Raw genomic sequence first — 13741 nt, 5'->3', positions numbered from 1 at the left:
TGCAAAGCAGCCCCAACAATCTCTGCCCCCCTGCGGCCCCCGTAGGAGCGGGTTCACCCGCGAAGGGCTGCAAAGCAGCCCCAACAATCTCTGCCCCCCTGCGCCCCCCCCCCGTAGGAGCGGGTTCACCCGCGAAGAGGCCGGCACAGGCGATCAATCAGTCGAAGTAGCCACGAAGCCCGAATGCATACCCGGTATCCACAGCGGTCGCCTCACCCCGGCTCCAGCGCTTCTTCAGCACGAACTCGAACGCTGGCTCGTACAACCCGTCGCGCACCAGTGCCCCCGCCAGCACCTCCACGTCGTACCAGCCATTGTCCAGCTCGATGATCGGCCGCCCAGGCAGCCGGTAACGCGCCATCAGGTCACCCAGGGTCTTGGGCGTGAAGTGCTGCAGGATGCGCCAGGTGTACAGCATCAGCGCACCGTGCTCGATCCGCAGTACATAGCCATTGCGCCGGTGCTTCAGGCGGCTGCCGGCCTCGCGCAGGGCCGGTGTGTGGTTATCGAGGGTGAAGAGGATGCGGTAGGGCAGGTTGTCGACACCGGCCAGCGGCAGCACGATGCCTTCGCGCACAGCCTGGTCGCCGCTGTCACCGTGGGTGAACGCATGGGCCAGGTCGTCGGGCAGTTGCTGGTCTTGCTTGAAGCGTTCGAGCAACTGGATATCGCCAAGCAGAAAGTAGTCGACCAGGTCGTTGAGCACTTCGCTGAATTCGTGGCGCATCTGTTTTCCTTGTGGGTGCGCATTGGGTTAAGGGCAACCGGCTAGTGCTTCTGGGCAATCTGGATCAGGTTGCCGCATGTGTCATCGAATACCGCCACGGTAACCGGCCCCATTGGGGTTGGTGGCCGGATGAACTGCACACCGGCCGCACATAGCCGGGTGTATTCGGCCTGGATGTCACGCACGCCGAACGAGGTGGCGGGGATGCCATCCTGCTTGAGCGCGGCCTTGTACACCTTGGCCGCCGGGTGCGCGTCGGGTTCCAGCAGCAGTTCGACGCCATTGGGGTCGTTGGGCGAAGTCAGGGTCAACCAGCGGTGCCTGCCCATGGGGATGTCGTGCCTGGGCTCGAAACCGAGTACGTAGTGGTAGAAAGCCAGGGCCTTGGCCTGGTCGTCGACGAGGATGCTGGTGACCACGATCTTCATAAGCGCACACCGTTTACCTGGGGCCGATGACTATCAGTAAAGACGTTCGGGCGTTTTTGACCAGTGGTTGCTGTGCCACGGGGCCCCGTTCCAGGCGCAAGCGTGGTGCGGCGCCGGTTTGCGCAGGCCTGTGAGCCGAGGTACTGGCAGACCCTACAAAAAACCTGCTCAAGGCATAGGTAAATCCTTCAGCGCTCAGCGCCCGCAGAGCGGCAGCCAAGGGTAAAGTGTGAGGCATGATCCCAGCCTGCCCAGACTCGCGTCAGAGAGGTACCCTGTGGCTGCCTATACCTTGCGACAACTGAAGTACTTCGTCACCACCGTGGAAGCGGGCAGTGTGGCCGAAGCGTCACGCCAGCTGTACATCGCCCAGCCGTCCATCTCCACGGCCATCAAGAGCCTGGAGGAAAGTTTCGGTGTGCAGCTGTTCATCCGCCACCACGCCCAGGGTGTGTCATTGACGCCCAGCGGCAAACGCTTCTATGCCAAGACCAAGTCGCTGCTGCAGATGGCCCATGAGTTCGAACAGAACGCCCTGGCCGACAACGATACCGTCGCCGGGCAAATCGACATTGGCTGTTTCGAAACCGTGGCGCCACTGTACCTGCCGCGCCTGATCGCCGGCTTTCGCCAGCGCTACCCGGGTGTGGACATTCGCCTGCGCGACGGTGAGCAGCAGGACCTGATCCAGGGCCTGACCGCCGGAACATTCGACCTGGCATTTCTCTATGACCACGACCTGGATGGCACCATCGAGGCCGAGCCGCTGATGCCGCCGCAGAAGCCCTATGTGCTGCTAGCCGAGAACCACCGCTTTGCCGGCCAGGCCCAGGTCTCGCTGCGCGACCTGTGCCCCGAGCCGATGATCCTGCTGGACGTGGCCCCTAGCCGCACCTACTTCGTCAGCTTGTTCAACGAGATGGGCCTGGCACCGAACATCGTCTTCAGTTCGCCGTCGATAGAGATGGTGCGCGGCATGGTCGGTCAGGGTTTCGGTTTTTCGTTGCTGGTAACCCGTCCGCACTCGGAATACACCTATGACGGCCAGCGCCTGGTGATGCTCGACATTGCCGAGCCGGTGGCGCTGTCGGGGCTGGCTGCGGCGTGGTTGAAGCGAGTCCAGCTGACCAAGCCGGCGCAGTTGTTCGTGGAGTTTTGTCGGGAAGAGCTGGCGAAGTTCCTGAACTGAGCACGCCATGCCACCCCGGCAGGAGGAGCATGGCGTGGCGATTGCTCAGGGGTTGACCTGGTAGCCGCGCCCTTGCAGGCAACCGCTGTAGGCACTGGCATGGGCCTGGGTTTTGGCCTCGTCCTGGCCGCGCCGGTCCTGGCGCCGGTCCTGACGCTGGCGCATGCCACCGACCGCGGCCCCGGCGGCGGCCACTTCGCCGGCACGGTTCTGCCGGTATTGCTGCTTGGCATCGTCACCCGCCCGGTCATACAACTCGTCATGCTGGTTGCCGCGCACCTGCGCGCCTACAGCACCGGCGGCGGCACCCGCAGCTGCACCGCGAACCCGGCCACCGACATGTGGGTCGCTGGACGTCGCTGTGCCGTTTGCGGCATTGGTGGCGACGGTATTGCAATCGTTGATATCCAGTTGCATCTGCTGGCTGCTCTGGCCCTTGAGCGGCACCACCGACTGCGCCTGGGCCGCCGATGCTGCGCACAGCAGCATCAACAGGTAACTCCACGTGAACGTACGCATGGCACACCTCCACCGGGCGGAAAGCCCGTCTCACAGAATAGTTCGCCTCTGATGTCGTGATGGAAGTTTTGCCCAGATGGTCTACACCGGATATCAGACGCCGTTCCGATTAGCCTCTTGGCCTGATCCAAGGCTACCCGTGGGCAAACCATGAGCCAGACGCAAGATCTGATCATCTGCGAGTATTGCGACACGGTGTACCACCGTGCACCGCTGCTCAAACATCAACGTGCCCTTTGCCCGTGCTGTGGCGGCGTGCTGTACCGGCACAGGTCACTGACCATCGAGCAGCGGCTGGCACTGAGTGTGACTGGCGGCGTCCTGCTGGTGTTCGCCAACTATTACCCGGTGATGACCATCGGCATGCAGGGGCTGACCCACTCGGCCACATTGTGGGACGCCGTGCAGATTCTCAGTCACGGCAGTATCACCTTCATCGCCCTGGTCATGGCGCTGTCGATCATTTTTGCGCCGCTGCTGCAAATTGCCCTGTTGTGCTGGGTGTTGAGTTTTGCCCTTGCCGGCCAGCGTGCCCCCGGCTTTGCCCTGTGCATGCGTGGCCTGGAAAGCCTGCGGCCCTGGAGCATGCTGGAGGTGTGTCTGCTGGGGGCAATGGTGGCAGTGATCAAACTGGCGGGGCTGCTCGATGTGATCCCCGGTATCGGCCTGCTGGCCCTGGCCGCATTGAGCATGTTGATCATCCACATTGCCGGCAAGGACATCCGCGACTTGTGGGAACAGGTATGACTGCCCCGGTCAAGGCGCACGACCTTGGCTTGTGTCTGTGCCATGGCTGTGGCCAGGCATGCGACACGCGCAGTGGCGCGCACACCTGCAACCGTTGCGGCGCCGTCATTCACCGGCGCAAGGCCAATGCCATCAGCCGTGGCTGGGCGTTTCTGCTGGCCGCACTGATTTTCTACATCCCCGCCAACCTGCTGCCGGTGATGCACACCGAAATGCTCGGCAGTGGTACAGAAAGCACCATTGGCGGTGGCGTGCTGGAGTTCTGGGAAGCCGGGGCCTGGGACATCGCGCTGATCATCTTCATTGCCAGCGTGGGTGTGCCCGCCATCAAGTTCTTCTCCCTTGGCCTGCTGCTGTTCACTGCCCAGCGTGGTTCTTCCTGGGCCTGCCGGCAGCGTTCGCAGTTGTACCGCTTCGTCGAGCTGATCGGCTATTGGTCCATGCTCGATGTGATGGTAGTGGCGCTGGTGGCTGCGCTGGTGCAACTACGCGGGCTGGGCACCATCGAGCCGCGTGTGGGCATTCTGTTCTTTGGCATGGTGGTAGTGCTGACCATGTTCTCTGCGATGAGCTTTGATCCACGCCTGATCTGGGATAGCCATGCCAACGAGGGGAGGCCGCATTGATGGGGCAACAGACTGACAAGCGCGAGGGCCCTGGGCAGGTTGAAGTGCGCACCCGACGTTGGAGTGTGTCGCTGGTATGGATCGTGCCGATCCTGGCGATCCTGATCGGCGCTTCGCTGGTGGTGCGCAACTGGATGCAGCAAGGGCCGGTGATTACCATTTCTTTCCACAGCGGGGAGGGATTGGTGGCGCACAAGACCCAGGTAAAGTACCGCAGTGTGGTGATTGGCGAAGTGACCACGGTGGACTTGGCCGACGACAAGAAGAGCGTGGTGGCCAAGGTTCAGCTCTCCAACGATGCCCGCTCATTCGCTACCCGGGGAGCGCGCTTCTGGGTGGTGCGACCGCGCATCAGCGTGGGCGGGGTTTCCGGGGTGGACACGCTGCTTTCGGGCAGTTTCATCGGGGCTGATTCCGGCGAGTCGAAGGTGCCGGAAAAGTCCTTTGTCGGCCTGGAGCTGCCGCCGCCGATCACCTATGACGAAAAGGGCAAGCGCTTTGTTCTTGTCGCCAGCGACCTGGGCTCGCTGGATATCGGCTCTTCGATCTACTACCGCAAGATCCCGGTGGGCGAAGTGGTGTCCTTTGCCCTTCAGGGCGATGGCAAGGGGGTAGAGATTGGCGTGTTCGTGCAGGCGCCCTACGACACGTTCGTCACTGCTGACACGCGCTTCTGGAATGCCAGTGGCATCGACATGCAGATCGGTGCCAATGGTCTGAAGGTCGATACCGAATCGCTTTCGTCGATTCTGGTGGGCGGGCTGGCCTTCGGCTCGCCCGATTTCGCGGCGCAAGCCGAGCCTGCTGCCGACCAGGCCCGCTTCCAGCTATTCGCCGACCGCGACATGGCGCTGTCGCCTCCGCATGGCCAGGCGCAGTACCTGCAGTTGCGCTTCGACCAGGCCATGCGCGGCCTGTCGGTGGGCGCGCCAGTGGAGTTCAAGGGGGTGGAGTTTGGCCGGGTCACCTCGATCCAGCTCGATTACGATGCTACGCGGCAGAGCTTCCCGGTAGTGGTCGATGCGGTGATCTACCCGCAGCGGCTAGGGCCGGTGCACCGCAAGATGCTGGCGGTGTTCAAGCACACCGAGGGCGACATGCAAGGGGCGCGGAAACTGATTGGCACCTTTGTCGAACATGGGCTTCGGGCCCAGGCGCGTAGCGGCAACCTGATCACCGGGCAGATGTTCATTTCGCTGGACTTTTACCCCGATGCCCCCAAGGTGGCCTTCGACATGGCTGCCGACCCCATCATGATCCCGACGCTGCCCGGCAGCCTTGAGCAGTTGCAGGAACAGCTGCAGCGGGTGATGGAGCGCATTGCCAAGCTGCCGCTGGAAAGCATCGCCGGTAACCTGGACGGCAGCCTGCGTGAACTGCGCGCCAGCCTAAAGCAGTTCAATGGCCAGACGTTGCCGGAGGTGAAAGTGGCGCTGGACGAGGTGCACAAGACCCTGCGCACGGCCAACTCGGCCATTTCCGAAGATTCGCCGCAGCGCGAGCGAATGGGCGAAACACTGGACGAGCTGGAACGCATGTCGCGTTCGCTACGTGACCTTGCCGATTACCTGGGCCGCCACCCCGAGTCGCTGATTCGTGGCCGGCCGAAAGCGGCCGGGTCCGCAGACCTTGAACCCTGAGGAGACAGCCGATGCAACGACTGCGCAATGCATGTGTGGCCAGCCTGCTGGTGTGGCTCGGGGGCTGCAGCAGTACGCCGAACAACTACCACACGTTGGTACCGAGCGACCCGGTACGTGACAGCGGCCAGCGCATCCAGGTGGTCAGGGTGGCTGTGCCGCCCCAGGTCGACCGCCCACAGTTGGTGGTGCGGCAAGGGCAGAGTGGCCTGGCCATTCTGGAGACGGAGTGGTGGGGCGCCAACCTGGTGGATGAATTCCGCAGCGCCCTGCAGGACCAGTTGGGCGGCCCGGCGGGTGGCGGCAAGGCGTCGCTGCGGGTGGATGTGCAACGCTTCGACACGGTACCAGGGCGCTACGCCTCGCTGGAGGCCGTGTGGCGCCTGAAGCAGCAAGGGCAGGTCGAGCTGACCTGCCGTACGTCAGTGCAGACTGCTGCGGACAACAGCATCACCAGCCTGGTGAATGCGCATCAGGCCAACCTGCGCAAGTTGGCCGAGGCGGTGCGGGGGAGTGCCCGGCAGGGTAGTTGCCCTGCATGAACCGTGGTCTCATTACTGCCTGGTGCTGGCTGTTTCCTGTACCCCGTCGGCCTTGTCCAGCGGCAGGTGGTCGAACTCGCGCAAGCCATTCTTGCGGTATGGGTCGCCGATCCAGCGTGGTGCTACCACGAACTGTGGGCTCACCAGGCTCTTGGCCGGTTCATAGCGGTCATAGCTCAACCCGGCCAGGTCTGACAGGGTATGGATCAGGTGCGAACTGCTGTAGGGGCGATCGGCCATTGCCTGCAAGTCACGCGGGTGCTCGGCCTGCCACCTTGGTGAGGTCCACAGCAGGAACGGGATGGTGTACATCGGCCGGGTCGGTGCGCCTTCGTTGCGCCCCAAGCGGTCGTGGTCACCGGAGCTGTACACGTCTTCACCATGATCGGACAGGTACATCAGGAACCCATTGGGGTTGCCTGCCGCATAACGCTTGATCAGGCTCGATACCACATAGTCGTTGTAGCGCACCGCGTTGTCATAGAAGTTGTAGGTTTTTGCCTGGTCCGCTGTCAGCTTGGCTGGCACACCCTGCCTGTCGTTGAAGTGCGCATAGTCGTCCGGGTAGCGGTAGCGGTAGTCCATGTGCGTGCCCAGCAGGTGCACGATGATGAACTTGTTGGGCGCAGGGTCTTGCAGGGCTTTCTCGAACGGCGCCAGCACCACGTCATCGTACTGGCGGGCATTCTGGTTGCGCTGGTTGTTCAGGTACACCGGCGCGTCTGTTTGCTGCGAGAAGGTGGTGAGCATGGTGTTGCGCTTGGTCAAGGTCTGCTGGTTGGTGATCCAGAAGGTCTTGTAGCCTGCCTGTTTGAGCAGGTTGATCAGCGACGGGTCGGTGAGGAAGCGATCCGGGTTCTGTTCGTCGCCGAACGTGAGGATCTGCTGCATCACTTCGATGGTGTACGGGCGCGGCGATACCACGTCGCGGAACACGGTCAGGCCCGAGTCGCTGGCGGCCAGCGCGTCGAGGTTGGGCGTGGTGTCGCGGTCATAGCCATACAGGTGCATGTGCTCGCGGGTGGTCGACTCGCCGAGCACCAATACCAAGGTGCGTGGCGCAGTGCCACTGCTGTCGCGCAGGTTTTGCAGCGGTGGCAGTGCGGCATTCTGAGCCAGCAGTTTCTGCATGTTGTCCAGTTGCTGGCGGTACTGTCGGTAACCGACCAGCAACTGCCAAGGTACGGCCGGTTCCATTCGCTGCTGCACTTTTTCGAGCGCATCGGCGAAGTTGCGCTCCTGGGTCACCATCTGCTTGTAGAACGGCACGACCAGGTTGGCCACCAGCAATAGCACGACCACCGGCAGGCGACTGCGCAGTGGCAGGCTGACCGGGCGCACGCGCCGCCACAGCATTACCGCAACCAGCGTGTACAGCACCAGTGCCAGGCCCAGCCCCACGCTGAAGTATTGGCTGAAGTACTCACCAGCCTCGGCGGTGTTGGACTCGAACATCACAAAGATGACGCTTTGTGAAAACTCCTGGCGATAGATGCCGAAGTAGCTCAGGCCCACCAGCGAAGCCGCCCACAGCACCAGACCGATGATTGCCGCGGTGGCGCGTGTGAAACGCGGCAGCAACAGGACGGGCGCCAGCCACAGGCTGCTGAGGAACAACGCATCGCGAAAACCGGCGAAGCCGGTCGTCCCGCTGAACAGCAGCAGCGCCTGGGTTACACCGGAGAAATACCAGAAGAACAGCAAGAGCCAGCCGAGGCCGGCCCAGTCCACGCGCTTGTGCGCGGCGGGGGATGTAGTGTGTGACACGTATGCCTCGTTGTACCTTGGCGGCCAGCGGTTGTGCGCGTGGCCGGAAAGGGCGTGACGCTAATCTGCGGACTGTGAAAATAACGTCAACGCGTTGAATCCTGCGACCTGCATGGCCGTAGCAGGCATTCGCTGGGCCGTTCACCGCGTTTTCCCCGCGCCGCCGGGGTATGATGGCGGCAGCGAAAACGTACTGACAGGCCCCTAGACCATGAACCGTCGTAAGAAGATCAAGCAGCTATTGCAGGCGCATGCCAAAAAGGCCAGTGCCAAACTGGCGCCACGCAAGCCCAAGTACATTTGCAAGGCGGACCGCTTGAAGATGGAGGCAGAGGCGGTGAGCGAGAGTTCCCAGCTGGCTGACTGACACCGCCCCTGCACCGATCGCATGGGCTTCAACGGCGGTAGTAATAATGCGCGTCATGATGACGCTGGCGCATGGCGCGCTCATGGCGGCGCTCCCAATCACGGCGCCGTTCCCAGTCGCGCCGCCGCTCCCAGTCCCGGCGGGCTTGTTCACGCCGCCACTGTTCGCGGCGCCAGTCGCTTCGGTGGTCGTGCCAGCGATCGTCATCATGCGCCAGGAGGGTGGCCGGCTGTTCAACGGCCACGCTGGCCACGCTCGACCAAGGGTTGCCGGCTGGCTTCAACGGTGACTGGACGGCCGGTAAAACGGGTTCGGCGGCTTTCATCTGCGTTGCCGATGCCGTGCCCATCGCCGCGAGCGAGAACAGGCCGAGCAGCACCAACCTTGCGACATGTATTTTCATGAGCGTAGCCAACCTCTGATAACGAATGAGCCATCTGGCCAGCAGGTGTGGGGGGCGAACATTGTCTCGCGTTCCGCTACCTTTCTGTGCCTCACACATAGACAGGGAATCAAGAAAAAGTTCGCTACAGCAACAACTTGTAGAAAATCGCCGTGGCGGTTGGTGCTGTGCAGCGCCCGCTAAAGGTGCCGTTGCACTCGGTCAACTGCCTGCAAATACCTCACGCAGATGCCGCCGATAACTGTCGAACGCTGCAATCGCCCCCGCTACCACCTCTGCTTCCTCCTGCTCCCCCAGCACCAGGCTGTCCAGCCTGGCAACAAATTCGCGCCAATGCAGCGCTCGGCCATCCGGGTGAGGGGCCAGGTGGCGGGCCCCTTTGTCACCCTCCAGCCCAAGACGTTGCGTGTGCTTGTAGAGAAACGCCGCCCCCAGGTTCGAACCTTCACTGCAATACAGCCATCCCAAGGCCTGGGCCGAGCTGACACGGACCGGTTGGGCGGGTGTTGGCAGTGGCAGGCTGAGGTCGCGCAGGTCGGCCTCGACTGCCGCGAACCGTGACAGCGCCGCCAGCCCCGGCAGTTGCTGGTTGAGCTGTTCATCCTGATACAACGCCAACAGGCTGCCATGAAAGCGGTGCTGCACCTGCAGGAAGCGCCCATAACGCTCGCGGTTCTCGAAAGGCCGCGCTGCCATTACCAGTTGATCGACGCTGTCATGATCCCTGCTGCTGGCTGCTTTCAGGCGTTTGCAGCGGCTGGGTTCGGTGAAGGGGAAAGTTACAGCGGTCATCGGCGTATCCGTGGCAATAGAGCAAGGTCCCCATGATGCTTGCCCTCCTTGGCAGGCAGCAAGCGTCACACACTCGACCTGACCGAGTTCGCAATGATGGAGTGCAAGGTCGATGCTCATTTATCATGGCGGCTGCTTTTACCATTGCCAAGGATACCTGCCATGAGCGCCCTTCAGTTCCGCACCCCCGTTCCCGCCGATGCCGAGCGTTGCTACGCCATCGAAATTGGCGCCTATGAAGGGGATGAGGCGGCCACGCTGGAGAAAATCCGCACGCGTATCACGCAGTACCCCCAAGGCTTCCTGGTGCTGGAAAGTGACGGCGAGATCGTGGGTTTCATCAACAGTGGCTGCGCCCACGAGGTCGTGATGTCCGACGAGGCCTTCAAAGAGCTGGTTGGCCATGACCCGGCGGCCGCGAACGTGGTGATCATGTCGGTGGTTGTAGACCCGGCCCACCAGGGCAAAGGCTACGCCAAACTGTTGATGAACGAATTCATCGGGCGCATGCACGCGGCGGGCAAGCAGACCATTCACCTGATGTGCAAGGAGCAGCATGTGGCCCTGTACCAGAAGCTGGGCTACCAATACGTGAAACCGTCGCCGTCGGACCACGGCGGCATGGCCTGGCATGAGATGGTCATGGACCTTTGAGTGCACATGACATCGTAGTGTGCGCTACCCGCAGCTTGTCTAGGTGACAGCGCAGCCCAAAGGGCTGCGCATGCCCTTCATTCAACCCGGCGATGCCGAGCTGATGCCAGGCCTCAAGTGCCACTGACCAGCTGATGGGCCAGCTGGTTGTGGCGTTCCAGTACGCGCGGCAGGTCGACGGTGGCCAGCTGGCCGTCTTTCACTACGACGCGGCCGTTGATCACGCTGGTATGCACCTGGGTCGGGGTGCAGAACACCAGTGCCGCCAATGGGTCATGGTGGCCGCCGGCATACGCCACATGGCCCAGGTCGAAGGCGACGAAATCGGCGACCATGCCCGGGGCCAGGGCGCCAATATCATTGCGGTTGAGCACTTTCGCGCCACCCAGGGTGGCAATCTCCAGTGCTTCGCGTGCGGTCATCGCGTCAGGGCCAAAGCCCACCCGTTGCAGCAGCAGGGCCTGACGCACTTCACCGATCATGCTGGCGCCGTCGTTGGAGGCAGAGCCATCGACCCCCAGGCCCACCGGTACGCCGTGGTCGCGCATCTTGCGTACCGGGGCGATGCCCGAGGCCAGCCGCATGTTCGAGCATGGGCAGTGGGCGACGCCGGTGCCGGTGCGGGCGAACAGCTCGATGCCGTGCTGGTCGAGCTGCACGCAGTGGGCATGCCATACATCATGGCCGACCCAGCCAAGGTCTTCGGCGTACTCGGCAGGGGTCATGCCGAACTTCTCGCGGCTGTAGGCGATGTCGTTGACGTTCTCGGCCAGGTGGGTGTGCAGCGACACCCCATACTGGCGCGCCAGCACGGCAGCTTCGCGCATCAGGTCGCGGCTGACCGAGAACGGCGAGCATGGCGCGACCACGATGCGGCGCATCGACCCGTGGCTGGCATCGTGGTAGTCCTCGATCAGGCGTTGCGATTCCTTGAGGATGTCGGCTTCCTTTTCCACCACCGAGTCAGGTGGCAGGCCGCCTTGGCTCTGGCCCACGCTCATGCTGCCGCGCGCGGCATGGAAGCGCATGCCGATCTCGGCCGCCGCGTGGATGCTGTCGTCGAGCTTGCAGCCGTTGGGGTAGATATACAGGTGGTCGCTGGAGGTGGTGCAGCCGGACAGGATCAGCTCGGCCATGGCGGTCTGGGTCGACACCGCGATCATCTCGGGGGTCAGGCGCGCCCAGATCGGGTACAGGTTGGTCAACCAGTTGAACAGCTCGCCGTCCTGAGCGGCCGGTACCACGCGGGTGAGGCTCTGGTACATGTGATGGTGGGTGTTGACCAGGCCTGGTATGACCACCTTGCCGGCCATGTCCAGAATCACGTCGGCGTGCTGCGGGAGGGTATCGCTGGGGCCGACTTGCTTGATCAGGTTGTCTTCGATGAACAGGCCGCCGTTCTTGATTTCGCGGCGTTCGCCGTCCATGGTGACCAGCAGTGCGGCGTTTTTGACGAGGAGTGTTTTTGCAGGGTTTGTAGATGACATGGTGCAAGCCTGCGCAATACGCATCGGCGATTACCGATGTCATAGGCGCTCGGTATTGTAAGCAAGCTTTTTACTGATTGTATACAGCTCGAAGCGCCAGTGCCGGCCTCTTGGCGGCTAGAGCCGCGAAGAGGCCGGCACGGGTTGCAGCCATGAAAGATCACACCGCCTCGCGGCTGCTCACACCCTCCAGCAACCGGGCAATCCCCAGCGGGTTAGCGTTTTTCAACGCATCCGGCAGCAGTGCGTCCGGGTAGTTCTGGAAGCACACCGGGCGCAGGAAGCGGTCGATGGCCAAGGTGCCGACCGAAGTGCCGCGGGCGTCGGAGGTGGCCGGGTAGGGGCCGCCATGCACCATGGCATCGGAAACCTCCACGCCGGTCGGGTAGCCATTGAGCAGCAAGCGCCCGGCCTTGCGTTCGAGCAACGGCACCAGTGAGGCAAAGGCGCGCAAGTCGTCAGGTTCGGCAATCAGGGTGGCAGTCAGCTGACCTTGCAGGTGACGCAATGCTTCGGCCAATTGCTGGGCATCGGCCACTTCAACCACCACGGTGCTAGGGCCGAACACTTCTTCCTGCAACAGCGGGTCGCCATTGAGCAGCAGGCTCACGTCGGCCTTGAACAACTGCGGCTGAGCCTGTTTACCGGTTTGCGGTTGGCCGGCCAGATGCTGGATACCCGGGTGCGCCAGCAGGTGCTGCACAGCGTTCTGGTAGCTGCGCAGGGTGCCAGCGTTGAGCATGGTCTGCGGGCTCTGGTCGGCCATGCGTGCCACCAGCGTTTGCAGGAAATGCTCGAAGTGCGGCGAGCGGATACCCACCACCAGGCCCGGGTTGGTGCAGAACTGCCCGCAGCCCAGCACCACCGAGGCGGCCAGCTCGGTCGCCACCTGTTCACCGCGAGCCTGCAGAGCCTGCGGCAGCACGATCACCGGGTTGATACTGCTCATTTCGGCGAACACAGGGATCGGCTGCGGGCGCGCTGCGGCCATGTCGCACAGGGCGCGGCCACCGCGCAGCGAGCCGGTAAAGCCGACTGCCTGAATGGCTGGGTGCTTGACCAGTGCTTCGCCCACACCGGCACCGTAGATCATGTTGAAAACGCCTGCCGGCATACCGCTGCTGGTCACTGCACGGTCGATGGCCGCGGCCACATGGGCCGCAGTGAGCATGTGCCCGCTGTGTGCCTTGAACACCACCGGACAGCCGGCGGCCAGCGCCGAAGCGGTGTCACCGCCAGCGGTGGAGAAGGCCAGTGGGAAGTTGCTGGCGCCGAACACGGCCACCGGGCCCACGCCGATGCGGTACTGGCGCAGGTCCGGGCGCGGCAGCGGGGTGCGCTGGGGCAGGGCGCGGTCGATGCGTGCAGCGTAGAAGTCGCCACGCCGTACCACTTCGGCAAACAGGCGCAGCTGGTTGCTGGTGCGGCTGCGTTCGCCGCGGATGCGTGCTTCAGGCAGTGCGGTTTCGCGCATCACGTCCTGGATGAAGTCATCACCCAACGCGTCCAGTTCGCTGGCGATCGCGTCGAGAAAAGCGGCGCGCTGGTCCGGGCGGGTGCTGCGGTAGCTCGGGTAGGCCACCTCGGCGGCCTGGGCGGCGGCCTCGACTTCATCGCCAGTCGCCTGGTGGAAGGCGTAGGGCAGTGTTTCACCGGTGTGGGCGTCGAGGCTGTGCAGCAGCACGTCACCCTGGCCACTGAGCTGGCCGGCGATGTGGTTCAGGCGGTGTTCGATGGACATTTCGTTTCCCGTTGGCAATGACAATCGTTGGTCAGGACTGTAGGGGGCGAACGGCGGGCTGAATAATGATTAATACGGATCGGGTGATAACGAGCAGTTATCACCCGGGTTC

15 protein-coding genes are annotated in these 13741 nt (G+C 63.1%); 7 read left to right on the top strand and 8 right to left on the bottom strand.

All coding sequences use genetic code 11. The features are described 5' to 3' along the window. Positions 1–157: 157 nt before the first annotated feature. Together V7787_RS35950 and V7787_RS35945 are read right to left on the bottom strand one after the other, a co-directional pair. Positions 158–727, bottom strand: coding sequence for a hypothetical protein (locus tag V7787_RS35950; RefSeq protein WP_104887412.1), 570 nt, complete (start codon positions 725–727; stop codon positions 158–160). Between the two features lie 41 nt (positions 728–768). After that, positions 769–1155, bottom strand: a complete 387-nt coding sequence (locus V7787_RS35945; RefSeq protein ID WP_003250815.1) for a VOC family protein — start codon at positions 1153–1155, stop codon at positions 769–771. 277 nt (positions 1156–1432) lie between these two features. On the opposite strand from V7787_RS35945, the gene V7787_RS35940 reads away from it, so the two are divergent. Next, positions 1433–2344 (top strand): LysR family transcriptional regulator, encoded by a 912-nt coding sequence (locus tag V7787_RS35940; protein ID WP_104887413.1) that lies wholly within the window; start codon positions 1433–1435, stop codon positions 2342–2344. 45 nt (positions 2345–2389) lie between these two features. Here V7787_RS35940 and V7787_RS35935 read toward each other — a convergent pair whose 3' ends face one another. Beyond that, positions 2390–2863 (bottom strand): YMGG-like glycine zipper-containing protein, encoded by a 474-nt coding sequence (locus V7787_RS35935; RefSeq protein ID WP_020190925.1) that lies wholly within the window; start codon positions 2861–2863, stop codon positions 2390–2392. Between the two features lie 150 nt (positions 2864–3013). Here V7787_RS35935 and V7787_RS35930 point away from each other — a divergent pair, with 150 nt between their 5' ends. The 4 genes from V7787_RS35930 to V7787_RS35915 are packed head-to-tail and all read left to right on the top strand — an operon-like array spanning position 3014 to position 6418. Continuing rightward, positions 3014–3610, top strand: a complete 597-nt coding sequence (locus V7787_RS35930; RefSeq protein WP_064493531.1) for a paraquat-inducible protein A — start codon at positions 3014–3016, stop codon at positions 3608–3610. After that, the gene (locus V7787_RS35925; RefSeq protein WP_064493530.1) at positions 3607–4236 is read left to right on the top strand and encodes a paraquat-inducible protein A; all 630 of its coding nucleotides are present in this window, start codon (positions 3607–3609) and stop codon (positions 4234–4236) included. The genes V7787_RS35930 and V7787_RS35925 overlap by 4 nt, the downstream gene beginning before the upstream one ends. Beyond that, positions 4236–5876: a PqiB family protein gene (locus V7787_RS35920; RefSeq protein WP_336092152.1), complete on the top strand. Its 1641-nt coding sequence runs from the start codon at positions 4236–4238 to the stop codon at positions 5874–5876. The genes V7787_RS35925 and V7787_RS35920 overlap by 1 nt, the downstream gene beginning before the upstream one ends. A gap of 11 nt (positions 5877–5887) precedes the next feature. Next, the gene (locus V7787_RS35915) at positions 5888–6418 is read left to right on the top strand and encodes a PqiC family protein (protein ID WP_064493528.1); all 531 of its coding nucleotides are present in this window, start codon (positions 5888–5890) and stop codon (positions 6416–6418) included. 12 nt (positions 6419–6430) lie between these two features. On the opposite strand, the gene V7787_RS35910 is transcribed toward V7787_RS35915, so the two are convergent. Next, a complete protein-coding gene (locus tag V7787_RS35910) occupies positions 6431–8185 on the bottom strand; it encodes a phosphoethanolamine transferase CptA (protein WP_081273314.1) in 1755 nt (584 codons plus the stop codon). Between the two features lie 211 nt (positions 8186–8396). Here V7787_RS35910 and V7787_RS35905 point away from each other — a divergent pair, with 211 nt between their 5' ends. Then, positions 8397–8552, top strand: a complete 156-nt coding sequence (locus V7787_RS35905) for a DUF2986 domain-containing protein (protein WP_064493526.1) — start codon at positions 8397–8399, stop codon at positions 8550–8552. 28 nt (positions 8553–8580) lie between these two features. Here V7787_RS35905 and V7787_RS35900 read toward each other — a convergent pair whose 3' ends face one another. Further along, positions 8581–8955, bottom strand: a complete 375-nt coding sequence (locus V7787_RS35900) for a hypothetical protein (protein WP_104887417.1) — start codon at positions 8953–8955, stop codon at positions 8581–8583. A gap of 201 nt (positions 8956–9156) precedes the next feature. After that, a complete protein-coding gene (locus V7787_RS35895; protein WP_336092150.1) occupies positions 9157–9747 on the bottom strand; it encodes a biliverdin-producing heme oxygenase in 591 nt (196 codons plus the stop codon). A 162-nt stretch (positions 9748–9909) separates the two neighbouring features. On the opposite strand from V7787_RS35895, the gene V7787_RS35890 reads away from it, so the two are divergent. Then, a complete protein-coding gene (locus V7787_RS35890) occupies positions 9910–10401 on the top strand; it encodes a GNAT family N-acetyltransferase (protein ID WP_004575420.1) in 492 nt (163 codons plus the stop codon). A 113-nt stretch (positions 10402–10514) separates the two neighbouring features. Here V7787_RS35890 and V7787_RS35885 read toward each other — a convergent pair whose 3' ends face one another. Together V7787_RS35885 and V7787_RS35880 are read right to left on the bottom strand one after the other, a co-directional pair. After that, positions 10515–11888, bottom strand: a complete 1374-nt coding sequence (locus V7787_RS35885; RefSeq protein WP_064493523.1) for an 8-oxoguanine deaminase — start codon at positions 11886–11888, stop codon at positions 10515–10517. A 160-nt stretch (positions 11889–12048) separates the two neighbouring features. Next, entirely contained in the window at positions 12049–13629 is a 1581-nt protein-coding gene (locus V7787_RS35880) for an aldehyde dehydrogenase (NADP(+)) (protein ID WP_336092147.1), read from the bottom strand. Positions 13630–13741: the final 112 nt, after the last annotated feature.

It is taken from the genome of Pseudomonas sp. CGJS7, assembly GCF_036961695.1.
This window is presented reverse-complemented; position numbering and strand designations above follow the sequence as displayed.